Here is a 24,203-nt window from a genome sequence, read left to right as displayed (position 1 = left end):
ATTATTTGCCCTCCGCAGCTTTAACTACTTGCTCTGCCGCGTCTTTCAAACTTGCTGCAGCAATGATATCTAGACCAGAGTTCGCAAGAACTTCACGACCTAGTTCAGCATTTGTACCTTCAAGACGAACAACAACAGGCACGTTTACGCCTACTTGCTCAACAGCACCGATAATACCTTCAGCGATCATATCGCAACGAACGATACCACCAAAGATGTTAACCAATACGGCTTTAACATTGTCATCAGAAAGGATGATTTTGAACGCTTCAGCAACACGCTCTTTCGTCGCGCCGCCACCAACGTCTAGGAAGTTAGCTGGCTTGCCGCCGTGTAGGTTAACAATGTCCATTGTACCCATTGCTAGGCCGGCACCGTTTACCATACAACCAACGTTTCCATCTAGTGCAACGTAGTTAAGTTCCCACTGTGCTGCATGTGCTTCACGCTCATCTTCTTGAGATGGATCGTGGAACTCTTGCATTTTCTTCTGGCGGTAAACAGCATTGCTATCAATGTTGATTTTGCCGTCTAGACAGTGAAGGTTACCTTCATCTGTAATAACAAGAGGGTTGATTTCTAGAAGTGCGAAATCGTAGTCATGGAACATCTGAGACAAACCAAGGAAGATCTTAGTGAACTGCTTAATCTGTGCAGCATTAAGACCCATTTTGAACGCCATTTCGCGCGCTTGGTAAGGTTGAGCACCCACTAGAGGATCGATGATCGCTTTATGAATAAGCTCAGGAGTTTCTTCTGCTACTTTTTCAATTTCAACGCCGCCTTCAGTAGACGCCATGAAAACAACTTTGCGTGTAGAACGGTCAACAACCGCACCTAGGTACAATTCGTTTGCAATGTCTGTGCAAGACTCCACAAGAATCTTAGCAACTGGCTGACCGTTTTCGTCAGTTTGGTAAGTAACTAAGTTTTTACCTAACCAATGTTTTGTAAACGCAGCAACTTCTTCATAAGAATCAACAAGTTTTACACCGCCTGCTTTACCGCGACCACCAGCATGAACCTGAGCTTTAACAACCCACTTGTCACCACCAATTTTCTTCGCTGCTTCAACCGCCGCTTCTGGCGTGTCTACTGCGTACCCTGTAGATACTGGCAGGCCGTATTCAGCAAAAAGCTGTTTAGCCTGATATTCATGTAAGTTCATTTGATTCTTCCGCTCATCTGAATGGTTGACATAAGCTCTGCCCGTTAAGACAGAAATTGCCGGCTCATTGGCCGGCAAATCTAATTTTTATTAACGCTTTTTACGGTTCGCGATATGGATCGCATGGTTATCTACTGCTAACGCTGCTTCATGTACTGCTTCACTTACTGTTGGGTGAGCAAATACAGTCAATGCGATATCTTCTGCTGTAGAACCGAATTCCATTGCAATAACAGCTTGAGCGATCAAATCAGCCGCATGACCACCAATAATATGGCAACCTAGAATGCGATCCGTTTCTTCACAAGCAATTATTTTAACGAAACCATCAGTATCGTTAGCCGCCATAGCGCGACCAGATGCTGCAAATGGGAATTTACCCACTTTAAACTTCACACCCTCTGCTTTTAGCTCTTGCTCATTTTTACCAACCCAAGCTAGTTCTGGGTGAGTATAAATAACGGAAGGAATGCAGTCATAATTCATTTGTGCTTTATGGCCAGCAATTATATCTGCAACCATCACACCTTCTTCTGACGCTTTGTGAGCCAACATTGGACCACGAACGATATCACCAATGGCGAAAACGCCTGGCACAGAAGTACGGCACTGCTCGTCAACGAAGACAAAACCACGCTCATCTAGCTTCACGCCTGAATCTTCAGAGAAACAACCTTGAGTAAATGGCTTACGGCCAACAGCAACGATTAATTTATCGAACGTTTGCTTCTGCTCTTCACCTTTTGCATCAAGGTAAGTCACTTCAACTTCTTCACCCTTGATTTCGCTACCAGTAACACGAGCACCAAGACGAATGTCTAAATGCTGTTTCTTGAAGATTTTAGCAGCTTCTTTAGCAAGGTCTTGGTCACATACACTCAAAAACGAATCTTGTGCTTCAAGAACAACAACTTCAGAGCCCAAACGCGCCCAAACAGAACCAAGCTCTAGACCGATAACGCCTGCACCAATAACACCAAGACGTTTTGGCACCGCGCGGAAATCAAGTGCACCCTCGTTATCGACGATAATATCGCCAGTACGTGGAGCTGGTGGAATGTTTACTGGAACAGAACCTGTTGCCAAAATAACATTATCAGCTTCGATAACAGTTACTGTGCCATCGTGCGCGGTGAATTCTACTTTTTTGTTCGCAAGAACTTTACCAAAACCTTCAAAGCTAGTAACGCCGTTTGCTTTGAAAAGGCCAGAAATACCACCAGTTAGCTGATCAACGACTTTGTCTTTACGATCAACCATGGCATTCACATCCATAGACACTTCACCCATGCTAATACCATGGACACCATAAGCTTCTTTTGCGTCATGGAATTTATGAGAAGAGTCTAACAATGCTTTAGAAGGAATACAGCCAACGTTCAAACAAGTTCCGCCAAGGCGCGGTTTATTGTCTTTGTCTAACCATTTTTCGATACAGGCTGTTTTCAAACCTAACTGAGCAGCTCGTATAGCGGCTACATAACCACCAGGGCCGCCACCAATTACAACAACATCAAATTTATCAGACATAAGAGGTCCCATTTTTCAGTCAAGCTAAGCAGCACATACAGTGCCACTTAGCATTCAATTCATACAAAATAGTTGGTACGAATACTTAGATTTCAAGTAAAAGACGTGCAGGATCTTCAAGTAAGTCTTTGATCGTTACCAAGAATTGCACGGCTTCTTTTCCATCAATCATACGGTGGTCATAAGACAAGGCCAAATACATCATTGGCTGAATTACCACTTGACCATTCACAGCCATTGGGCGCTCTTGGATTTTGTGCATACCCAAGATACCTGTTTGAGGTGGATTAATGATTGGCGTAGATAGCAAGGAACCGAAAGTACCACCGTTAGTAATGGTGAAAGTACCACCTTGCATATCGTCCATACCCAGCTTGCCATCACGACCACGTAGAGCGAAGTCCATGATTGAAGACTCAATGTCTGCAAGACCCATAGCTTCAGTGTTGCGAAGAACAGGCACCATTAGACCACGATCAGTAGAAACAGCAACACCGATATCTTGGTAACCATGGTAAACCATGTCGTTACCATCAATAGAAGCGTTTACTGCTGGGAATCGTTTAAGCGCTTCTGTTGCTGCTTTTACAAAGAAAGACATGAAGCCAAGCTTGGTGCCGTTATGAGCCTTAATAAACTCATCTTTGTATTTTTTACGAAGTTCCATGATTGGACCCATGTTCACTTCGTTATAAGTCGTTAACAACGCTGCTGTTTGTTGAGCTTCAACTAAACGCTTAGCAATAGTTGCACGAAGACGCGTCATAGGAACACGTTTCTCAACACGACCTTCAGCACCTAACGCTGTAGATGTTGGCGCTGCAGAAGCAGCTTTTGCAGCTGGAGCAGCTTTAGCTGGAGTGGCAGCAGCAGGTGCTGATTTTGATTTAACAGCAGCCTCAACGTCTTCTTTAGTAATACGACCGCCTTTGCCTGTACCCTTAACTTGAGAAACAGTTAGGCCAGCTTCAGAAAGTGCTTTACGAGCAGCAGGGCCCGCAACGCCATCTTCATCGCCTTCTGCAGTAGAAGTAGATTCAGCTTGTGAAGGTGCTGCTTCTGAACCAGAAGCCCCAACCAAGAAGTTAGCTAGAACCTCATCACTAAGAACGGTATCGCCTTCGTTTTTCAAGATTTCGCCAATCACACCGTCAGCAGGTGCAACTACCTCAAGAACAACCTTATCGGTTTCAATATCAACAATATGGTCATCACGAGTACAAGCTTCACCTGGTTGTTTATACCAAGTAGCAACTGTACCATCAGCAACAGACTCAGGGAAACTTGGCGTTTTAATCTGAACGGTCTCTTTTGAAGAAGTCGCAGCCGCTGGTGCTGCAGATTTTTCAGCTGGCGCGTCAGTTTTTTCAGCTGGTGCTGCAGAAGCTGCTGCACCAGATTCAAAAACAGCTAACACTTCATCACTCAATACAGTGTCGCCTTCGCCTTTCAAAATTTCTTTCAACACACCATCAGCAGGTGCAACAACTTCCAAGACAACTTTATCTGTCTCGATGTCTACAATGTGCTCATCACGTGCACAGGCTTCACCTGGCTGCTTGTACCAAGTAGCAACGGTACCGTCGGCTACAGATTCTGGAAAAGTAGGTGCTTTAATTTCAATGCTCATTTTATACCCTTATCTCTTTGACAGGCTATGGTACTAACCAACTAGTGCGTCGTTGACCAGTGCTTCTTGTTCTTCAACATGGATTGACATGTAACCAGCCGCTGGTGCAGCTGACGAAATTCGACCAGCAAAGCGGATCTTCAATTCTGGATACAGTTTTTCCAATACTCGATTCATACGGTGACGATTGGCATGCCAAGCACCTTGGTTCTTCGGCTCTTCTTGACACCAAACCAAGCTCTCAACATTTTTGTACTGCTCTAACACAGACTCAAGGTCAGCGTATGGGAACGGGTACAATTGCTCTAAACGAATCACAGCAACATCATCTTTTTCTAGCTCTTCACGACGATTAATCAAGTCGTAATATACCTTACCGCTACAAAGGACAATACGCTTCACGCTATCCGCAGTAACAGTTTCAGATGATTCTGGTAATACCGTTTTGAAACTTCCTTCCGATAGATCTTCTAATGTTGAAATCGCTTGTTTATGACGCAACAAGCTTTTCGGTGACATTATGATCAGCGGACGACGCATAGGACGAATCGCTTGACGACGGATAATATGGAAGATCTGAGACGGTGTCGTTGGCACACAAACCTGAATATTATATTCAGCACAAAGCTGTAAGAAACGCTCTAGCCTTGCAGATGAGTGCTCAGGACCCTGACCTTCATAACCGTGCGGCAACAACATGGTCAAACCACATAGGCGGCCCCATTTGTGCTCACCACTGGTAATAAACTGGTCAATTACAACCTGCGCACCGTTTGCGAAGTCACCAAATTGTGCCTCCCAAATAACCAAGCCTTTAGGAGATGTGCTGGCATAACCGTATTCAAACGCCAATACTGCTTCTTCTGAAAGATAAGAGTCATAAAGATCCAATGTAGGCTGATCTTCTGACAAATGTTTCAGTGGAATATAAGTGCTGCCATCTTTTTGACTATGTATTACCGCATGACGATGCGAGAAAGTACCACGACCAGAATCTTGACCAGTAATACGGATCGGATAATCCTGCTCAAGCAAGGTTGCAAACGCTAATGTTTCTGCGTAACCCCAGTTCAGAGGAAGAGCACCTGCTGTCATTTTATCGCGGTCTTGGTAAATCTTCTGAACTTGACGCTGAATCACAACACCATCTGGAACCGTCGTTAGTTTCTTAGCGACTTCCTGCAATTTAGCCAATGGATAAGTTGTATCGCCCGCATCCGTCCATTCGACGCCAAGATAAGGCTTCCAATCAACAAATGAACCAGTCTGAGATTCAAGAACAAGACTCTTAGCAACATGACGAGCGTTGTCTAAATCTTCACGATTTTCACTTACCATCTGATCTGACTTTTCTTGTGTCACAACAGACTCAGCGATCAAACGCTCAGAGTAAAGGGTACGCGTTGTTTTCAAATTACTAATAATACTGTACATCAATGGCTGAGTACCAGACGGCTCATCTGTTTCATTATGACCACGACGACGGTAACAAACCATGTCGATCACAACATCACGACCAAACTCGTAGCGGTAATCTAACGCTAGCTGAGTAACAAACAATACAGCTTCTGGGTCATCGCCATTAACATGAAAAATTGGCGCCTGAATGATTTTAGCAACATCAGTCGCATATTCAGTAGAACGCGAGTCTTCCTGACGGTTAGTGGTAAAACCAACCTGGTTATTAATAACAATATGTACCGTACCACCTGTTCGGTAAGCGCGAGTCTGAGACATCTGGAATGTCTCCATAACCACGCCTTGGCCTGCAAATGCTGCATCACCATGAATAGAGATAGGAACAACTGTCTTACCCGTTGTATCTTTACGGCGATCTTGGCGAGCGCGAACAGAGCCTTCAACAACAGGAGAAACGATTTCTAAGTGTGATGGGTTAAATGACAAGGCAATATGAACTTCCCCACCAGCCGTCATCACATTAGAAGAGAAACCTTGGTGGTACTTAACGTCACCAGACGTATTAACCAATTTCTTACCTTCAAACTCGTCAAACAAGTCTTTCGGGTTTTTACCTAGTGTGTTCACCAATACGTTGAGACGACCACGGTGAGCCATACCGATCACCACCTCTTTCGCACCAAGTGCGCCAGAACGTTGGATCAGCTCATTCACCATAGGGATCAAACTTTCGCCACCCTCAAGGCCAAAACGTTTTGCACCTGGGTAACGGCTAGCAAGATACTTCTCTAAACCTTCAGCGGCAGTCAAACGCTCGAGTAAGTTTTCGCGGGTCTCTTGAGAGTATTCAGGATGTGAACGGACAGATTCGACACGTTGTTGAAGCCACGCCTTTTCTTGCGTATCAACAATGTGCATAAATTCATAACCAATGCTTCCGCAATAGGTTTTTTCAAGCTCAGATACGATCTCACTTAACTTAAGTGCATCTTTATTAAAGAATAAAGAACCTACATTAAATGTGGTATCTAGATCTGCACCAGTTAGTTGGTGATAACCAATATCTAGGTCAGCGACTTTCTCACGTTTTTGCAATCCAAGTGGATCAAGTGTTGCGTGTTGATGTCCACGAACGCGGTAAGCGTTAATCAACTGCAGAACATTGATTTGTTTCTGTTCATGATCAGAACTTGCTACCTGACCTGTAGAAACAGGCATTGAGCGAAATTTGTTCTTACCAATCTGTAGAAACTGCTCTTGAATCACGGAATGAGGAAGATCAGTTGATTGTGCTTCGCTTACACGAGGCAATTGATCAAAACATTTACGCCATTCCTCCGACACTGAGTTCGGATCGACGAGGTAGCTTTCAAACAACCCTTCAACATATTCCAAGTTTCCACCTGAAAAATGAGAGGTGCTCCACAGCAACTCCATTAAACTTTCGTGCATTCTCGATCACCCTTATGTTCGAGCCAGCTACCGGGGTCCCGGTCTCAATCTATAATAAGATCGATCATTTTATCAGGCCCGTAAGGCTATTAAAGCCTCGATTTTTTGTTTATTTCCAGCTACTTTCGCCCTTCTACGTTCAATACTAAACCACTAAGAACATCACATTCAAAAAAATGCCACATCCTAATTCCATAATTACTAAGTTAGCGGTTTTTCTTAGTACATCCATGTTCGCAAAGGTCGAATTTTAAATTCTTTTCGTTGCATTCTCTACATTAGAATATGCAAAAATGGCGGCATTGAACAAACCTTCAAGCCGCCGATTGCGCGCAGTCAGTCCAAATAACACTGGATAACCACACTAATAACTATCAGGTCGCTCTTTGTAACAGCATAGAACGAATATTACCAATTGCCTTAGTAGGATTTAACCCTTTAGGACAAACGTTTACACAGTTCATGATACCGTGGCAACGGAAGACACTAAATGGGTCATCTAGATCACTAAGACGCTCCTGCGTCGCTGTATCTCGGCTATCAGCCAAGAAGCGGTACGCTTGTAGCAAACCAGACGGACCAACAAACTTATCTGGATTCCACCAGAAAGATGGACATGCTGTTGAACAACAAGCACATAAAATACATTCGTAAAGGCCATCAAGCTTTTCACGCTCTTCAGGGCTTTGCAAGCGCTCTATTGCAGGTGCAGGCTCATCATTAATCAAGAAAGGACGAATCTTTTCATACTGTTTATAGAATTGTCCCATATCCACAACAAGATCGCGAACAACAGGCAAGCCAGGCAAAGGACGAAGCACAAGCTTACCTTTCTTAACAGCTTCGGATACTGGCGTAATACAAGCCAAGCCATTCTTACCAGACATATTCATACCATCAGAACCACACACACCTTCACGGCATGAACGACGGTAAGAGATGCTAGGATCTTGCGCTTTCAACAAGTTCAGCACATCAAGCACCATTAGGTCTTTACCTTCTGGCAACTCGATTTGATAGTCCTGCATGTAAGGAGCATCATCCACTTCAGGATTATAACGATAAATACTAACCAACATTGATATAACTCCTTAGTATGAACGGATCTTAGGTGGAAAAGCTTCCATGGTTTTTGGAGCGAAGTTTACTTCACGCTTAGTCACGTTCTTACCTACTGGATGAAACAAAGAGTGCTTCAACCAGTTTTCATCATCACGTTCGGTAAAGTCATTACGCGCATGAGCACCTCGACTCTCTTTACGGAATTCCGCTGGAATAGCTGTTGCTTCAGCTACTTCCAAAAGGTTCTCAAGTTCAAGCGCTTCAATACGTGCGGTATTAAATGCCTGACTCTTATCTTCAAGATGTAGATTCTCAACACGTGTACGAATTTCTTTAAGCTGAGCCAAGCCTGTCTGCATAGCCTCACCATCACGGAAGACACCAAAGTAAAGTTGCATAACACGCTGTAGATCAGCACGCACCGCAGCAACACTTTCACCGCCATTTGAACCATTCAAACGATTCAAGCGAGACATTGCCTTCTCTACATTTGTGTCATCAGCATCCTGTGACTCAAAACCTTCATCTAGAGATTTTTTAACATGCAAACCAACTGCACGACCAAAAACAACAAGGTCTAACAACGAGTTACCGCCAAGACGGTTAGCACCGTGAACAGATACACAAGCCGCTTCGCCACATGCATAAAGACCATCAATAATGATGTCTTCGCCGGCATCATTTTGCTTAAGCGCCTGACCACCGATGTTTGTTGGAATACCACCCATCATGTAGTGACAAGTAGGGATAACAGGAATAGGTTCTTTCACTGGATCGACGTGAGCAAAGGTACGAGAAAGCTCAAGGATGCCTGGCAAACGTTTGTTTAGAGTCTCTTCACCCAAGTGATCAAGTTTAAGTAATACGTGATCACCATCAGGGCCACAACCACGGCCTTCAAGAATCTCAAGAACCATTGAACGAGCCACCACGTCACGACCTGCAAGGTCTTTCGCGTTTGGCGCATAACGCTCCATGAAACGCTCGCCGTCTTTATTAATTAGGTAACCACCTTCACCACGGCAACCTTCCGTTACAAGCGTACCTGCACCGTAAATGCCTGTTGGGTGGAACTGCCACATTTCCATATCTTGCATAGGGAAACCAGCACGCAATGCCATACCAACACCATCACCAGTATTGATGTGTGCATTAGTCGTTGACTGGAAGATACGACCAGCACCACCTGTTGCAATAACAGTCGCCTTCGCTTTTAGGTAAACAGTTTCGCCTGTTTCAATACAGATAGCGATAACACCAACAACAGCATCTTCGTTATTTTTAACTAAATCAGTTGCATACCACTCATTAAGGAAAGTAGTACCACCTTTAAGGTTGCCCTGATAAAGAGTGTGAAGCAAAGCGTGACCCGTACGGTCAGCTGCAGCACAGGTACGAGCGGCCTGCCCGCCTTTACCAAAATCTTTAGACTGACCACCAAATGGACGCTGATAAATACGACCTTGCTCAGTACGAGAGAATGGTAACCCCATGTGCTCAAGTTCAAAAACAGCCTGCGGCCCCACAGAGCACATGTATTCAATAGCGTCTTGGTCACCGATGTAATCTGACCCTTTTACGGTGTCATACATGTGCCAGCGCCAATCATCATTTGGGTCATCACTTGCAATTGCACACGTGATACCGCCTTGAGCAGATACAGTGTGTGAGCGAGTTGGGAATACTTTAGTAACACATGCCGTATTTAAACCAGACTCAGTTAACTGAAGCGCAGCACGCATACCTGCGCCACCGCCACCGATAACAATGGCATCAAAAGAAATAGTACGAATATTTGCCATTACTTATAGCCCCCAAAGAACCTGAACACCCCATACGATGTAAATAAACATTACAAGACCGCATAGAGATTGAAAAAAGAAACGAGCACCGGTTGCTTTAATATAGTCAGTTGAAATAGACCATAAACCAATCCAAGAATGCATACCAATAGATAGAAGCACCATCAAACTAAAGATGCGCATCCATGTTGCTTCAAACAGAGCACTCCACTGATCGTATGTAAGATCAGGATTAAGCAGCAAATAACCGATAATGAAAACGGTGTACAATGACAATACAACGGCAGATACACGCTGCATCATCCAGTCATATAGGCCTGAACGACCAAAACTTGTGATTTGAGTTACCATATCCAAACTCCTGCTAACACAATAAGAACCACAGCAATCACAATATTTGCGATAGCAGCACTACGTCCACTTTCTAATTCTTCAAAGCAACCCATATCCATAAACAAGTGCTTAACACCTGCTACGAAATGGTACATCAATGCAGAAACAACACCCCAGATAACAAACTTCACCAAGAAGTTAGTTTGCAAAGCGTTGACTACCTGATCAAAACCTTCCTGAGATTCTAGAGAAAGATCGAACGCATAAAACAAGAAAGCTAACCCCACAAAAAGGATAATTCCTGTTATACGATGAAGAATAGACACAATTGCAGTGACGGGCATTGATATTGTTGAAATATCAAGGTTGACTGGTCTTTTTTTATTCACGACTATTTACACCATTTTTATCGATTGAATGGTCAATCACGACCCAATGTCTATACGCGCCTTCTTTTACATCTTAATCAGAGTAATATTGACACGTCATAGGCCTACTTTGAAAATCTCATCGATTTGCCAACAAATGTTTAAAAGCGACTTTCTTTTATCCATTAGCATCAGCAAATCAATGAAATCGTCTGAGGCGCAATTATAGACCAGCGAAAAATACTAAGACAAATAGACTGAACAAGAGGTTTTCAATGGTCACCATTCAGCAAATGAATGTAGACATAACTCCAAACAATAATGGTATAAAATTACATAAAAATCACACATGAAAAATAATTTATTTTCCATATTATTCAATAACTTAAATCGAATTACATATAATTCACTTCTTAACAAACCTCACCGTTATGTCAGATAATTACAAAATAACACACCAGTATGTAAATAGAGTGCAAGTGAACAAGATTGACTTTTATAGCCTAGAAACAGTATTTTTTCCGCACCTTCTGGACTAGACGGTGTCAATATACGACCTTTTAGCTCAGAACCGGAATACGAAGGAGACCATAAATGGCTGATAAAAAAGCGCTACTCAAAGTGGATGGGATCGATAAAGCTATCGAACTTCCTGTTCTTTCAGGTACTTTAGGCACAGACGTTGTAGACGTTCGCAGCTTAGGTGCTAACGGTGTATTCACCTACGATCCAGGCTTTATGTCTACCGGCTCATGTGAATCCTCTATTACCTATATAGACGGAGACGCAGGAATACTTTTGCATCGCGGCTACCCAATTGCCCAACTTGCAGAGCATTCAGACTATCTAGAAACATGCTATTTGTTACTTTATGGAGAACTTCCTGATAAAGCCCAAAAAGCAGAATTTGAAAAAACGGTTGGCAAACACACTATGGTGAACCAATCAATGCACAAGTTCATCGAAGGCTTTAGAAATGACGCTCACCCTATGGCTATTATGTGTGGCCTAGTTGGTGCTTTGTCAGCTTTCTACCAAGACCACATGGATATCAACAATCCGAAGCATCGTGAAATTGCGGCATTCCGCCTTATATCTAAAATGCCTACGTTGGCGTCTATCTGCTACAAGTACTCTAAAGATCAACCAGTTATGTACCCACGTAACGATCTATCTTATGCAGAAAATTTCTTATACATGATGTTTGCAAATCCTTGTGAAGATTATGTTGTTAACCCAGTTTTTGCTAAAGCAATGGATAGAATCTTTATTCTTCATGCAGACCACGAACAAAACGCGTCCACATCAACAGTGCGCTTAGCCGGCTCATCAGGCGCAAACCCATTCGCTTGTATTGCCGCTGGCATTGCAACACTTTGGGGACCTGCTCATGGTGGTGCCAACGAAGCTGTACTGACTATGCTTGAAGAAATTGGTGATGTTGAAAACATTGATGAATACATCGCAAAAGCAAAAGATAAGAACGACCCGTTCCGACTAATGGGCTTTGGTCATCGTGTCTATAAAAACTTTGATCCACGCGCCAAAGTAATGCGTGAAACTTGCGACCAGGTATTGGAAGAATTAGGCCAGTCTAATGACCCATTACTGAAAATTGCAAAACGCCTTGAACAAATTGCCCTAGAGGACCCTTACTTCGTTGAGCGTAAACTTTACCCTAACGTTGACTTCTACTCAGGCATCATCATGAAAGCAATTGGTATCCCAACCAGTATGTTTACTGTGATTTTTGCTATGTCCCGTACTATCGGCTGGATCTCTCATTGGAACGAGATGATCAGTGGTCCATACAAAATTGGCCGCCCTCGTCAGTTGTATGTTGGCCAACCTGAACGCGATTACCCTACTGAAAAATAATTCCTTAGGTTGATACAAAAAAACCGCGCTATATATTCTATATAACGCGGTTTTTTATGGGCCAACTCTCCGATAACGTCAGTTCTACTCTTCGTCATCCTCAACAATTTCAGTAATCGTTGATTGACCGCACTTAATACATTCACCTTCGATCCAAACTCGATCTTTCGACTCAAATTCCTTAGGGTTGACCATCCCCAAGTCAACTTCCATACAGTGGTTACACCACGTTTGAGACAAAAAATCATTTTGCTCTTCCACGGGTCGCGCTGAGAAATCCCGCGCTGTAACACCTTCATCCAATGGATCTATCATTTAATTCACTCCACCATATTGATAAGACACAACTCTGTTCGCATCAGGATCTAACGCATTTAACGGGGCATTTATAAGCAATCGACTCAACGAAATACTATTGAATAGTTTCTGCTTATCGCCATCTATGACTACAGAAAACTCGACTTTTTCACCCTCTACCTGAACCAAGCTTATATCACGCACCAAACCAATACTTTCCAAATAGGATTGCACTTTATTCATGATGTCGTAGTTTGTCACACCAACGACCTGAATATTCAATTTGCTTGCAGACCCACCATTACGAACAGAGGCATAACGAGATGAAAAAACTTTAGCTAGTCGCGTACCGGCCTGATCGACAACATCATTTAGTGTTTCACCCTGTAATGAAAATCGCTCAGCCTCACCATTTTTCAACAGCACCAAAGCGTTACCTTCAATCTGTCCTGCAAAGTCACTTACTTTTAACGCCACAACTGAGTCTGTCTGATAACGCCTACTTGCTGCTTGTATGCTATCTTCAAAAAAGCCCCACACATCAGACACAGATAGATTTTTCTGATCCACATCATCAAATAAAGGTGCATAGATAGGAACCCCTATCGCGCTGGCTGACTGAGCGAATTGACTCAAAGCCTCTGATGGCGCTCTTGACCCAGAAAGGGCTCTTACACCATTTTTCTCTGTCACCAACCATACCAATACCGAAGGTCGATTATCTCCCCATACAGGTAGATTATTCTGAGATAAAAAACCATCAATAGACTCTTGGTAAAAAGCCACCTTAATTTTTTTGCCTGGAACAAAGCCACCATCAAATGGCAAGAGTTCACTTAAGGAAGCAATAGAATGCTGTGCCACCCAAGTTGAGGCTTGTTTTTTAGCCTGCGCAAGCAAATCACCAGATATAGCGTCTTTATCTCCCGACACTTTAATCAACACACTCTCAGCAGCCAAACTAAACGCTTCATTGAGCATTTGAGACTCAGATTGTGTCACTGGTAAATTAATTTCAGCACTATAAAGCCCCTGTACAGGAACCGCATTAGCTGACGAAATACAAAAAACACTAATAAGTAGTAAAAATATACGAGAATTCATAACCCTTCCTTCGTTTATTTGCCTATTCTACTGTCTTAATTGCAAAGAACCATAGCCCTAATGCGCCACTATGCTAAAATGCATTTTTTTCCTCGTACCATGATAAGGCATAGGCAATGACCAAGTCGGATAAACCATCCATTAGTTATAAAGACGCAGGCGTAGATATCAACGCCGGAAATCAACTTGTTGAACGCATCAAAGGCGTAAGCAAAAAAACTCGTCGCCCTGAAGTAATGGGTGGCTTGGGTGGATTTGGCGCCTTGACTCGCCTCCCAACGAAATACAAAAATCCCATTCTTGTTTCTGGCACCGATGGTGTTGGCACTAAGCTTCGTCTAGCAATGGACCTTAATCAGCACGATACAATCGGCATAGACCTAGTTGCAATGTGTGTTAACGATCTAGTAGTAGCCGGTGCTGAGCCGCTATTATTCCTAGATTACTACGCTACAGGCAAGCTAGACGTTGATGTTGCTGCAAACGTTGTGACTGGTATTGGCGAAGGCTGCCTACAAGCAGGCTGTGCACTTGTTGGCGGCGAAACAGCTGAAATGCCAGGCATGTACCACGATGGCGATTACGATCTAGCTGGATTCTGTGTTGGCGTAGTTGAAGAAGAAAGCATCATTGACGGCAGCAATGTAAAAGCTGGCGACAAGCTCATTGCTTTAGGTTCATCTGGTCCACACTCTAATGGCTACTCACTTATTCGTAAGATTCTTGAAGTCAGCAAAGCAGACCTACACCAAGACATCGATGGTGTTGCTTTAAAAGATGCGCTTATGGTACCGACTCGCATTTATGTGAAGTCTATCCTTAAGTTGATGGAATCAATCTCTGTAAATGCGCTAGCTCACATCACCGGGGGTGGCTTACTTGAAAACATTCCTCGCGTTCTTCCTGAAGATGCAGCGGCTCGTATCAATGCAGCAAGCTGGAAACGCCCTGCCTTGTTCGATTGGTTACAAGAACAAGGAAATGTTGAGCAAGAAGAAATGTACCGTGTTCTAAACTGCGGCGTCGGCATGATATTGTCTATTGACGAAGAAAAAGCAGACGAAGCACTTGCCATTCTAAAAGCTGAAGGCGAAAACGCTTGGATTATCGGTGAGATTTGTCCACGCAACGGTGGTAAAGATGTCTTGATCTCTGATCTAGAGTCGCAGGCATGAGTTTTCCAATCGTTGTCTTAATTTCTGGCAGCGGCAGCAACTTGCAAGCTTTGATTGATCAAAGCTTGCAAGGGCAACTTAATACCAAAATCTGCGCTGTTATTAGTAATAAAGCCGATGCTTATGGCCTAGAACGAGCGAAGAATGCAGGCATTCCCACTCATACTCTTAGCCATAAATCATTCAGCAGTAGAGAAGAGTTCGATACAGAGTTGCAAGCTCTAATTGATCAATATCAGCCAAAACTGGTTGTTCTTGCTGGCTTTATGCGTATTTTAACTGAAGCATTTGCGAAACATTATGACGGTAGAATGTTAAACATTCACCCATCATTACTACCGAAGTTCAAAGGATTAGATACACACCAACGTGCAATTGATGCAAATGAAAAAGAACACGGTGTATCAGTTCACTTTGTTAGCCCAGAATTGGATGCTGGTGCCGTTGTATTACAAGCACGCACAGAAATTACCAAAGCAGAGACAGCTGAGACCTTAGCGAATAAAGTCCACGCCTTGGAACACATTATTTACCCGCTGGCTGTTAAATGGTTCAGTGAAGAAAGACTAACATTCCAAGACGGAAAGGCTTTTTTTGATAAGAATCGACTGCCTGAAAGCGGTATTCTTTATCACAAAGCACTAACATGATGTAGGAGAAAGTATGAGAGCTCGTAAAATTCCAATGTTGTTGATGGCTATTTTTATGAGTATTCCCATGCTTTCTTTTTCTTCGACAACAGAAATTACACCTCCCCCCATAGAAACCTTTCTAAAGCCCTACTCTGCCGTCTATAGCACTGTATGGAAAAAAGGCATCAGCCTAAAAGTAGAAGGCAAACAAACTTTAATAAAACAAGACAATAATTCTTGGAAATTCACTTTTACGGCTGATAGCCTAATCGCATCTCTAAATGAATCGTCTGTTTTTAAGGTTAAAGACCAGCAAATTGTTCCAACTAAATACCAATATAAAAGCTCAGCCTTAGGAAAAAAAAGAAGCGCAACTCTTACTTTCGACTGGGAAAACAACCTTGTTCGCAATGACGTTAAAAACAAGCCATGGAATCTTTCAATTAGCCCAGGCACACTCGACAAGCTGTCGATACAGTTACAAGTTCGACAAGACCTAAAACTTGGCAAGAGCGACTTTGACTATCAAATAGCGGATGGCGGCTACATAAAAAGCTGGAGTTTCAAACGCGATAAAATGGAGACTGTTAATACTAACCTTGGCCGCCTTTCAGCCATAAAGATCATCCGCACCGATAATCTTGAAAAAGGTAAAAAAACCTCGTTCTGGTTTGCCCCTTCATTGGATTACCTACTTGTAAAACTAGAACACCAAGAGGATGGCGAGTCCTACCACTTGGACATTGAGTCACTTAAATAGTCACGCTAGATCCTGAGGTGTGTTCACATTTAAGAGTTGCTCGGGCCTATCCCACATGACGGTATCACAACCAAAATAGTCATAAAAAGCCATCACACTGTAGCGGTTTTTAGTATTAAGAAATGCCTTCAACGACACCCGTGTTTCTGCAACAGGTAAAATCGCATGCAAAGGATGTGCTCCTGAAATGCCATATAAATAATGAATACGATCAGGTACAGATACACTCGCCTCTTTTAACCTTGCAAATGCCGCTCCACTAATACGTGGTGTATCGCAAGGAGAAACCAATAAATGCGATGTTGTAGCAATGGCTAAACAAGACATTAAACCCGATAAAGGCCCTTTTCCTTGATAATTTTGATTATCAACTATCACCTCATAACCAAGTTCAGCGTATTGTTCGACATTTCGATTTGCATTAATAAACACAAACTCCGCTACCTGCTGCAAAGCCCGACCAACTAACAAGGCCATAGGTTCATTTTGGTAAAGTAACAAACCTTTATCTTGACGAGACATTCGCTCTGCTTTTCCGCCAGCAAGCACTGCTGCTGATAAAGATATAAACGCCATACTACTTTCTCTTCTACAAAACAGTATCAAAATACCTTTTATCTCGTTTGGCCCAAATTTCATCAGCTAAAACAAGACACTCTTCATGGGAAGTCACACCATAAAGAAGTCCAGCAACTGACGCAATGGTTTGCCGTACAGCTTGCTCACCAAATTGATCAAGTTGATCTCCTCGCCAATGATCCGTTAATCGTGACAAATCCAAATTGTCTTTTAAGCGCTTATGTTCTTTTTCAGCTTTTGGCCAATCTGACCAACTGGCAACGCCATTTTGCCACTTACCCAAGGTAACATCTCGCTCAGGGTTCACTTCCGCTTCGCCATTACCACCACGAAATACCAACACTGACGCATCGGCCAATTGCTCACAAGCAGAAAGATGCAGCTGATCATAGCCACGATGAAATACTCCATGAACACTGTGATCAGCAGAAAAAGGATTCATCATACGCACCACGGTATTCACTGGCGAACGTAAACCCAATACGTACTTAAGATCCATCATGCCGCCTAACAGTTTATCTACTTCAGCCAACGGCATATAAGCAAAACACCTAACTTCAAGCTCTTGTGTTACCTGAGTTCTGGAATGACAAACAGCTAATCCCAATTGATTAATAGCATGCTCTACATACATTCGATTTTCCCCTTCAAATGTATGTCCATGCATCACAATTTTGATCCCTGTATTAGCGAGTGCAAGCGCCGCTAGTAAAAACCAAGGCAACTCATTGCGCTTACCTGCGTAAGCCGGCCAATCCAAATCAACTTTAATTCCCAATGCTTCTTTTTTCGATAAATAGTCTCTAGTCGCCTTGGTAAAACCAACAGTTTCCTCTACAGTCTCTTCACGAATTCGAATCAACATCCAAAATGCACCTGACTGTTCTGGCGCAACCTTGCCTGACAGCATCAAGCTCATTGCTTGTTCAGCTTCTTCCACTGTTAAACTTCGTGCCCCCTTCTTTCCCCGCCCTAAGATTTTCACGTATTGCGTGAAGTCGCTGCCCATTCTGATGGCTGTACTAATACTTGCTCTGTCAGTCATACTGATAACTCCGCCACAGTGGGAATAAAACGTTTTAATTCAGGGAGACAAGAGCCGCAATTGGTACCACATTTCAACCTGGCTCCCAATCCATCCACGGAACAAACACCTGACGTAACAGCCTTTTCAATTTGCTTGCTACCGATTTGATAACAAGAACAAACAATGTCACCTTTATCTTCAAGGTTTGCTGGAATGCCCACCAAAATTGCCAAACGATCTTGTGCTGACAGCGACGTATTTATTGCCAACTTAGAGATTAACCAATCGGCCACGAGTGATTCTGGCTGCGGATGCGAATATATAAGCAAGGTAAGTTTTTGATCAACCAACTTGGCCAATCGAATTTGCTGTGTGATTGGATTTGAATACTCCAGCCATTCTGCTTTTTCAGCTAGATCTTGACTCTGCCCTACATCTATTAACTTAAGCGAAGCTTGCGTTTGTCCGCTAGGCCAAACTACTTCGTAGTGATAACCTCGCTCAGAAGGTACTTGGCACCAATACAAACAATCCGATAAGACAAGCGGCACAGCTGAGATAATCAAGCCATAGCAAATACCACCTACCGCTTCTAGCCGTACCTGAGCATGTTTAGATTCTGGCTGCCCTGACAAAGGATCAACCACCTGCGGGATAAGGTTTGATACCACAGACGCATTGGCAAATTGTTGCGTCCAGTGAATAGGAGCAAACACATTGCCAAGCGCAACCGCTCGACTCACTTTAGCTTTTAGCAAAGCCTCTCCGTACGGTGAAGTAAGACGCACTAAGGCTTTATCTTTAATAGCAAGACGTTTCGCATCTTTGGGATGAATCTCTACATAGGGTTGCGCTGTATGCTTAGCTAAAGACGCAGCATCTCCTGTCCTCGTCATGGTGTGCCACTGATCTCGTACTCGTCCGGTATTTAAGGTGAAAGGCCATTCTTGTGAAGCTCGGCTCTTTGGAAAACTTGGTGTAATCGCAATAAATCGTGCTCGCCCATCTGAGGTAAAGAAACGCCCATCTTCAAACATGCGCTTGGTGCCTTCAGGTCGACCTTCTGGCACAGGCCATTGCACTGGAATAAGTGCGTCATATTCAGCCTTACTTATCTGGCTAAAATGACCAATATCAAAATCACGTCTGCCATTATTTTCAAAGGCCGACAAAGCGGCATGCTCTGCAAAGATTTCATGAACACTTTGATAGGAAAACGCTGACTGAAAACCAAGGCTTTTGGCGACTTCACAGATTGCCCACCAATCATGCTTGGCTTCACCTGGTGCAGGTAATAAACCTCGTTGGCGAGAAATACGGCGCTCTGAATTCGTCACCGTACCGTCTTTTTCACTCCAGCCCGTCGCAGGAAATAGAACATCCGCCATGGCAGTTGTATCCGTATGTGCCTTGCAATCGCTGACAATCACCAGCTCGCATTTTTCCAGCGCGCGTCGGACTTGAGCGGTATCAGGTAAACTCACCATGGGATTAGTCGACATAATCCACACCACTTTGACCTTGCCTTCCTCCATGGCCTGAAATAAGTCGACGGCTTTTAAACCGTCCTTTGTTGCCATATTCGACGCTTGCCAAAAACGCTGCACCAAATCCTGTGCACCCGGTGTGGCAAAGTCCATATGAGCAGCCAATTGATTGGCCAAGCCGCCAACTTCTCGCCCGCCCATCGCATTAGGTTGACCCGTAATAGAAAAAGGTCCAGCGCCTTCTTTGCCAATACGCCCAGTGGCCAAATGACAATTAATAATCGCATTGCATTTATCAACGCCAGAGGAAGACTGATTCACCCCTTGAGAATAAAAGGTGATAGTCTTTGCCGTGTCACGCCACCAGTCAACTAAACTTGCTAAATCTTGCTCACTGACCTCACAAAAATCTGCCGTCAAAGATAAACTCGGTGTCGACTCATTCGCTTGCGCTAAAGCAGCCTTAAATCCATTGGTATGATTCGCAACAAAGCCCTGATCCAAAATGCCAGCCTGAACGGAATCGCTTAATAGGAAGGAAAAAATCGCCGCGTCACTTCCAGGCTTAATCGCCAAATGCAAGTCTGAAATATCACAAGTCGCTGTTTCTCTTGGATCAATTACCACCACCTTCATGTTAGGGCGCTGTTTTTTCGCTGCGGCAATACGTTGATATAAAATCGGATGTGTCCATGCGGCATTCGACCCAACCATAATCAATAAATCGCAGAGCTCTAGATCTTCATAATTACAAGGCACAGTGTCTGAGCCAAAGGCGCGTTTGTAGCCAACCACGGCAGACGCCATGCACAGACGAGAATTGGTATCCACGTTGGCAGTACCAATAAAACCTTTGGCAAGCTTATTTGCCACGTAATAATCTTCAGTGAGAATTTGACCAGACAGATAAAAAGCAAAAGCGTCAGGGCCATGATCTTTTACGACTTGAGCAATTTTCGCGCTTACTGTTTTAATAGCCGATTCCCAAGCAACAGGATGACCACCAACCATAGGCGTTAATAAGCGATCATCCGATTGGATCGTTTGCGCAAGACTGCTGCCTTTCACACATAAACGCCCAAAATTAGCCGGATGCTCCAAGTCACCAGACACTGGTGGAACCGCTTCATTTGCCGAATATGGAAGAGTCAGATTTACGCCACATCCAACACCGCAATATGGACAAGTCGTTTTAGCACTTGTTGCTGTCATCATCGTTGCCGTCATGGAAACTCCTCACACGTTTACTTTTTTAAAGACAAAAAAAGGCCCAATCACTTTTAGGAAAAAGTGATTGGGCCTCGTTGCCTTTTGTAATATCTGTATGCTTTATGTGTAAGCCATCGTCGGTTTACGGTGCATCAGTGATCTTTATAAAGCAATTAATAAGCCAACTTTTAAAAACACATTCAGTTGTGTCATTGCCGAGCTTTACTAGCCTGGCAATTGGTTCACTTCATAGGAACTATAAAATACCGACTTTACGAAGCGCTTAAACAGTGCAAAGAGACCATTTTGGTGCACCAATTCTTAATTAGTGTGCCGCAACAAACACATGACCGCCTTCTAATTTAGCTGGCCAATGGGGCACCTGAACATTTTCTTCAAGGCATTCGCCCGATGCCAATACAAAGTGTTGCTTGTACAAAGGGCTAGCCACCACCCACTGCTCCTGTAAATGCGCTATCAAACCACGGGATAGTACATTCGCCTTTCCAACAGGGTCCCAATTTCCAAGCACAAATACTTTACTATCCGATTCAGGAATATAGAAGATAGCCACTTGCTCACCATTCAACATAGCAGCAACACCAGCTCCTTCTATTAGATCTTCTTGTTCACAAATTAATTTCCATGGCGTCGTCATCGTATTAGCCTACCTTCGCAATTAATTGCTGTTTTTCTGATTCGGTTGCTGGGCGCATTTGATCACGCTCTTCAACAAAAACTACGTTACTATCACTTCCTTCATAATTCACAAATTGTCGGAAGGTTTTTAGCGCTTCAGGATCTTCTAACGTGGTTTTCCATTCGCACTGGAAGGTATTTACAACGTGCTGCATACTCGCTTCAAGCTCTACACATAAGCCCAGTTTGTCGTTAATCACCACCTCTTTAAGATAGTCCAATCCGCCTTCTAGACCGTCCATCCAAACAGAAGTACGCTGCAAGCGATCAGCGGTTTTGGTGTAAAACATCAATACGCGGTCAATGTATTTCACCAAGGTTTCATCGTCCAAATCTTTGGCAAACAAATCTCCGTGACGCGGTTTCATGCCACCATTTCCACAAACGTATAAATTCCAACCGCCTTCTGTGGCGATCACACCAATGTCTTTGCTCTGAGCTTCCGCGCATTCTCGTGTACAACCAGAAACCGCAAATTTGATTTTATGAGGCGAGCGCAAGCCCTTATAACGATTCTCTAAATCGATCGCCATCTTCATGCTGTCATTCACTCCATAACGGCACCAAGTGCTACCGACGCAGGACTTCACAGTACGCAAGGATTTTCCATAGGCTTGACCGGTTTCAAAACCCGCGGCGATTAACTTTTCCCAAATTTCAGGTAATTGCGGCAGAGTGGCACCAAACAAATCAATACGTTGGCCACCCGTTACCTTGGTGTATAAGCCGTATTCTTTTGCTACTTCGCCCAATACGATTAATCTATCAGGGGTTATTTCCCCACCGGGAATACGCGGCACAATAGAGTAGGTCCCATCTTTTTGCATATTAGCCAGAAAGCGATCATTGGTGTCTTGCAAGCTAATGTGTTCTTTTTTCAACACATAATCATTCCAAACACTGGCAAGAATAGAACCCACAGCGGGTTTACAAATTTCGCAACCATGACCTTTTCCGTGTACTTTCAGTAACTCACTAAAGGTTTTAATTTCACCAATTTTAACGAGATTGTATAAATCTTGGCGGGTATAAGCAAAGTGCTCACAAATATCTGTGCTGACCTCAACACCCAAGGCTAACAATTCATTGTCGACGACTTTTTTCAATAACGCCGCACAACCACCACAACCCGTTCCTGCGTTCGTAGTGCCTTTCACATCACTAACGGACAAAGCACCACTACAAACAGCATCGTTAATATCTTGCTTGGACACGTTATGGCAGCTACAAATTGATGCGGTCGCTGGCAAAGCATCCACACCTAAGCCAACTGGTACATCAGCCATAGCGGGCAAAATAAGCGCTTGTGCTTGCTCCGGTAAATCAATGGCATTGAGATAATATTGCAACAAGGTATCGTAATAACTATTGTCGCCCACCAAGACAGCTCCTAGGAGCTTTTTGCCGTCCTCAGACACCACCATTTTTCGATAGCTCTGACTTATTTCATCTTGATAGACAAAAACTTTGCAACCTTGAGTCTGAGCATGTGCATCACCAACTGAACCCACATCGCAGCCCAGTAATTTCAGTTTCGTACTCATGTCTGCGCCAGTGAAAGTCACACCCGCATCACCCATAAGATGCCCTGCTGCAGATTTTGCCATTGAATAACCCGGTGCGACCAAACCAAAAATACGATTATTCCACAGCGCACATTCGCCAATGGCATAAATATCCTCATCACTGGTTTGGCAATGATTGTTCACACTAATGCCGCCACGCTCACCCACGCTTAAACCGGATTGATGCGCCAACGCATCCTGCGGACGAATACCTGCAGAGAACAAAATCAGATCGGTTTCAAGGTGAGAGCCATCAGCAAAGTTCATCCGGTGAAAAGCAGATTCTCCATCAACAACCTCTTTTGTCGCTGTGTCGGTGTACACCTTCACATCTAAGCCTTCGATCATTTCTTTAAGAACCGCGCCGCCCTTTTCATCTAATTGAACCGGCATTAAGCGTGGCGCAAATTCCACAACACTGGTTTCCAAACCAAGATTTTTAAGCGCATTAGCCGCTTCCAACCCCAATAAACCACCACCGACAACCGTGCCTCTTGTTACTTGTTTCGCACAAGCTCTAATCGCGTCAAGATCATCAAGAGTGCGATAAACAAAGGTGTTATCACGTTTATGACCAGGAATAGGTGGAACAAAAGGGTAAGACCCCGTCGCCAGTACAAGCTTGTCATAGGACAATGACTTACCATCTTTCAGTATTAACTGCTTCGCCTCACGATCGATCTCGGTCACCAAGCTATTGGTAAAATAACGCACACCATGTTCACTATATAAAGTACCATCTGTCATGGCCAAATCAGCCGCACCTTTGCCAGTAAAATATTCACTTAGATGCACACGGTCATAGGCTAAGTACGACTCTTCACCAAACACCGTAATTTGGAATGTGTCATGGCCACCTTGGTCAATCATTTGCTCGACAAAATGGTGGCCAACCATACCATTACCGATTACCACTAGATGAGGTTTAGTATTAAGAAAAGACACTGTTGACGTCATTTTATTCCCCTTGCAATAACTCTTATTGAAGTAACATGCCTAACGGCTAGCAACGCCTAAACGGCTTAAT

At 43.6% G+C, this 24,203-nt stretch carries 19 protein-coding genes; 4 read left to right on the top strand and 15 right to left on the bottom strand.

Going from position 1 to position 24,203, the window contains the following annotated elements; translation table 11 throughout:
- Nucleotide 1: 1 nt before the first annotated feature.
- From sucC to sdhC, 8 genes are all read right to left on the bottom strand, one after another.
- Complete coding sequence (sucC, locus tag DFP77_RS10755) at nucleotides 2-1,168, bottom strand: ADP-forming succinate--CoA ligase subunit beta (RefSeq protein ID WP_114412291.1); 1,167 nt, start codon at nucleotides 1,166-1,168, stop codon at nucleotides 2-4.
- Nucleotides 1,169-1,258: 90 nt separating this feature from the next.
- Nucleotides 1,259-2,698, bottom strand: coding sequence for a dihydrolipoyl dehydrogenase (gene lpdA, locus DFP77_RS10750; RefSeq protein ID WP_114412290.1), 1,440 nt, complete (start codon nucleotides 2,696-2,698; stop codon nucleotides 1,259-1,261).
- A gap of 85 nt (nucleotides 2,699-2,783) precedes the next feature.
- Nucleotides 2,784-4,328 (bottom strand): 2-oxoglutarate dehydrogenase complex dihydrolipoyllysine-residue succinyltransferase, encoded by a 1,545-nt coding sequence (gene odhB, locus DFP77_RS10745; protein ID WP_114412289.1) that lies wholly within the window; start codon nucleotides 4,326-4,328, stop codon nucleotides 2,784-2,786.
- Nucleotides 4,329-4,361: 33 nt separating this feature from the next.
- Nucleotides 4,362-7,199 (bottom strand): 2-oxoglutarate dehydrogenase E1 component, encoded by a 2,838-nt coding sequence (locus tag DFP77_RS10740; protein WP_114412288.1) that lies wholly within the window; start codon nucleotides 7,197-7,199, stop codon nucleotides 4,362-4,364.
- Nucleotides 7,200-7,573: 374 nt separating this feature from the next.
- Nucleotides 7,574-8,278: a succinate dehydrogenase iron-sulfur subunit gene (locus tag DFP77_RS10735; RefSeq protein ID WP_114412287.1), complete on the bottom strand. Its 705-nt coding sequence runs from the start codon at nucleotides 8,276-8,278 to the stop codon at nucleotides 7,574-7,576.
- A 12-nt stretch (nucleotides 8,279-8,290) separates the two neighbouring features.
- Nucleotides 8,291-10,063: a succinate dehydrogenase flavoprotein subunit gene (gene sdhA / locus DFP77_RS10730; protein WP_114412286.1), complete on the bottom strand. Its 1,773-nt coding sequence runs from the start codon at nucleotides 10,061-10,063 to the stop codon at nucleotides 8,291-8,293.
- A 3-nt stretch (nucleotides 10,064-10,066) separates the two neighbouring features.
- The gene (sdhD, locus tag DFP77_RS10725; protein ID WP_111606188.1) at nucleotides 10,067-10,414 is read right to left on the bottom strand and encodes a succinate dehydrogenase, hydrophobic membrane anchor protein; all 348 of its coding nucleotides are present in this window, start codon (nucleotides 10,412-10,414) and stop codon (nucleotides 10,067-10,069) included.
- The gene (sdhC, locus tag DFP77_RS10720; protein ID WP_114412285.1) at nucleotides 10,408-10,785 is read right to left on the bottom strand and encodes a succinate dehydrogenase, cytochrome b556 subunit; all 378 of its coding nucleotides are present in this window, start codon (nucleotides 10,783-10,785) and stop codon (nucleotides 10,408-10,410) included. Before sdhC ends, sdhD begins: the two co-directional genes overlap by 7 nt.
- 573 nt (nucleotides 10,786-11,358) lie before the next feature.
- Here sdhC and gltA point away from each other — a divergent pair.
- Nucleotides 11,359-12,642 (top strand): citrate synthase, encoded by a 1,284-nt coding sequence (gltA, locus tag DFP77_RS10715; RefSeq protein ID WP_114412284.1) that lies wholly within the window; start codon nucleotides 11,359-11,361, stop codon nucleotides 12,640-12,642.
- 84 nt (nucleotides 12,643-12,726) lie between these two features.
- Here gltA and DFP77_RS10710 read toward each other — a convergent pair whose 3' ends face one another.
- Nucleotides 12,727-12,957, bottom strand: a complete 231-nt coding sequence (locus DFP77_RS10710) for a hypothetical protein (RefSeq protein WP_114412283.1) — start codon at nucleotides 12,955-12,957, stop codon at nucleotides 12,727-12,729.
- Nucleotides 12,958-14,043, bottom strand: a complete 1,086-nt coding sequence (locus DFP77_RS10705) for a DUF2066 domain-containing protein (protein ID WP_114412282.1) — start codon at nucleotides 14,041-14,043, stop codon at nucleotides 12,958-12,960.
- A gap of 116 nt (nucleotides 14,044-14,159) precedes the next feature.
- Between DFP77_RS10705 and purM the strand changes: the two genes are divergently transcribed.
- From purM to DFP77_RS10690, 3 genes are read left to right on the top strand one after another with little or no spacing between them, the layout of a single operon-like run.
- Nucleotides 14,160-15,218 (top strand): phosphoribosylformylglycinamidine cyclo-ligase, encoded by a 1,059-nt coding sequence (purM, locus tag DFP77_RS10700; RefSeq protein WP_114412281.1) that lies wholly within the window; start codon nucleotides 14,160-14,162, stop codon nucleotides 15,216-15,218.
- Nucleotides 15,215-15,868 (top strand): phosphoribosylglycinamide formyltransferase, encoded by a 654-nt coding sequence (gene purN / locus DFP77_RS10695; RefSeq protein WP_114412280.1) that lies wholly within the window; start codon nucleotides 15,215-15,217, stop codon nucleotides 15,866-15,868. The genes purM and purN overlap by 4 nt, the downstream gene beginning before the upstream one ends.
- A gap of 13 nt (nucleotides 15,869-15,881) precedes the next feature.
- Entirely contained in the window at nucleotides 15,882-16,610 is a 729-nt protein-coding gene (locus tag DFP77_RS10690; RefSeq protein WP_114412279.1) for a DUF3108 domain-containing protein, read from the top strand.
- Here DFP77_RS10690 and mobA read toward each other — a convergent pair whose 3' ends face one another.
- The 5 genes from mobA to nirB form a co-directional block, all read right to left on the bottom strand.
- A complete protein-coding gene (gene mobA / locus DFP77_RS10685; protein ID WP_114412278.1) occupies nucleotides 16,611-17,186 on the bottom strand; it encodes a molybdenum cofactor guanylyltransferase in 576 nt (191 codons plus the stop codon).
- Nucleotides 17,187-17,199: 13 nt separating this feature from the next.
- Nucleotides 17,200-18,234: a glycosyl transferase family protein gene (locus DFP77_RS10680; protein WP_258861128.1), complete on the bottom strand. Its 1,035-nt coding sequence runs from the start codon at nucleotides 18,232-18,234 to the stop codon at nucleotides 17,200-17,202.
- Nucleotides 18,231-20,930, bottom strand: coding sequence for a nitrate reductase (locus DFP77_RS10675; RefSeq protein ID WP_114412277.1), 2,700 nt, complete (start codon nucleotides 20,928-20,930; stop codon nucleotides 18,231-18,233). Before DFP77_RS10675 ends, DFP77_RS10680 begins: the two co-directional genes overlap by 4 nt.
- A 307-nt stretch (nucleotides 20,931-21,237) precedes the next feature.
- A complete protein-coding gene (gene nirD, locus DFP77_RS10670) occupies nucleotides 21,238-21,570 on the bottom strand; it encodes a nitrite reductase small subunit NirD (protein ID WP_114412276.1) in 333 nt (110 codons plus the stop codon).
- 4 nt (nucleotides 21,571-21,574) lie between these two features.
- Nucleotides 21,575-24,133 carry a nitrite reductase large subunit NirB gene (gene nirB / locus DFP77_RS10665; protein WP_114412275.1) on the bottom strand — a complete coding sequence of 853 codons (2,559 nt, stop codon included), beginning with the start codon at nucleotides 24,131-24,133 and terminating at the stop codon, nucleotides 21,575-21,577.
- Nucleotides 24,134-24,203 lie beyond the last annotated feature (70 nt).

It is taken from the genome of Marinomonas foliarum (assembly GCF_003337275.1).
Taxonomy (GTDB): Bacteria; Pseudomonadota; Gammaproteobacteria; order Pseudomonadales; family Marinomonadaceae; genus Marinomonas; species Marinomonas foliarum.
The sequence above is the reverse complement of the archived record's forward strand: the minus strand, read 5'-3'. Positions and strand labels throughout refer to the sequence as shown.

Bases quoted from the DNA above. Each gene is read 5' to 3' on its own strand.
- sucC (WP_114412291.1), bottom strand. From the start codon at position 1,168: ATGAACTTACATGAATATCAGGCTAAACAGCTTTTTGCTGAATACGGC.
- lpdA (WP_114412290.1), bottom strand. From the start codon at position 2,698: ATGTCTGATAAATTTGATGTTGTTGTAATTGGTGGCGGCCCTGGTGGT.
- odhB (WP_114412289.1), bottom strand. From the start codon at position 4,328: ATGAGCATTGAAATTAAAGCACCTACTTTTCCAGAATCTGTAGCCGAC.
- DFP77_RS10740 (WP_114412288.1), bottom strand. From the start codon at position 7,199: ATGCACGAAAGTTTAATGGAGTTGCTGTGGAGCACCTCTCATTTTTCA.
- DFP77_RS10735 (WP_114412287.1), bottom strand. From the start codon at position 8,278: ATGTTGGTTAGTATTTATCGTTATAATCCTGAAGTGGATGATGCTCCT.
- sdhA (WP_114412286.1), bottom strand. From the start codon at position 10,063: ATGGCAAATATTCGTACTATTTCTTTTGATGCCATTGTTATCGGTGGC.
- sdhD (WP_111606188.1), bottom strand. From the start codon at position 10,414: ATGGTAACTCAAATCACAAGTTTTGGTCGTTCAGGCCTATATGACTGG.
- gltA (WP_114412284.1), top strand. From the start codon at position 11,359: ATGGCTGATAAAAAAGCGCTACTCAAAGTGGATGGGATCGATAAAGCT.
- DFP77_RS10710 (WP_114412283.1), bottom strand. From the start codon at position 12,957: ATGATAGATCCATTGGATGAAGGTGTTACAGCGCGGGATTTCTCAGCG.
- DFP77_RS10705 (WP_114412282.1), bottom strand. From the start codon at position 14,043: ATGAATTCTCGTATATTTTTACTACTTATTAGTGTTTTTTGTATTTCG.
- purM (WP_114412281.1), top strand. From the start codon at position 14,160: ATGACCAAGTCGGATAAACCATCCATTAGTTATAAAGACGCAGGCGTA.
- purN (WP_114412280.1), top strand. From the start codon at position 15,215: ATGAGTTTTCCAATCGTTGTCTTAATTTCTGGCAGCGGCAGCAACTTG.
- DFP77_RS10690 (WP_114412279.1), top strand. From the start codon at position 15,882: ATGAGAGCTCGTAAAATTCCAATGTTGTTGATGGCTATTTTTATGAGT.
- mobA (WP_114412278.1), bottom strand. From the start codon at position 17,186: ATGGCGTTTATATCTTTATCAGCAGCAGTGCTTGCTGGCGGAAAAGCA.
- DFP77_RS10680 (WP_258861128.1), bottom strand. From the start codon at position 18,234: ATGACTGACAGAGCAAGTATTAGTACAGCCATCAGAATGGGCAGCGAC.
- DFP77_RS10675 (WP_114412277.1), bottom strand. From the start codon at position 20,930: ATGACGGCAACGATGATGACAGCAACAAGTGCTAAAACGACTTGTCCA.
- nirD (WP_114412276.1), bottom strand. From the start codon at position 21,570: ATGACGACGCCATGGAAATTAATTTGTGAACAAGAAGATCTAATAGAA.
- nirB (WP_114412275.1), bottom strand. From the start codon at position 24,133: ATGACGTCAACAGTGTCTTTTCTTAATACTAAACCTCATCTAGTGGTA.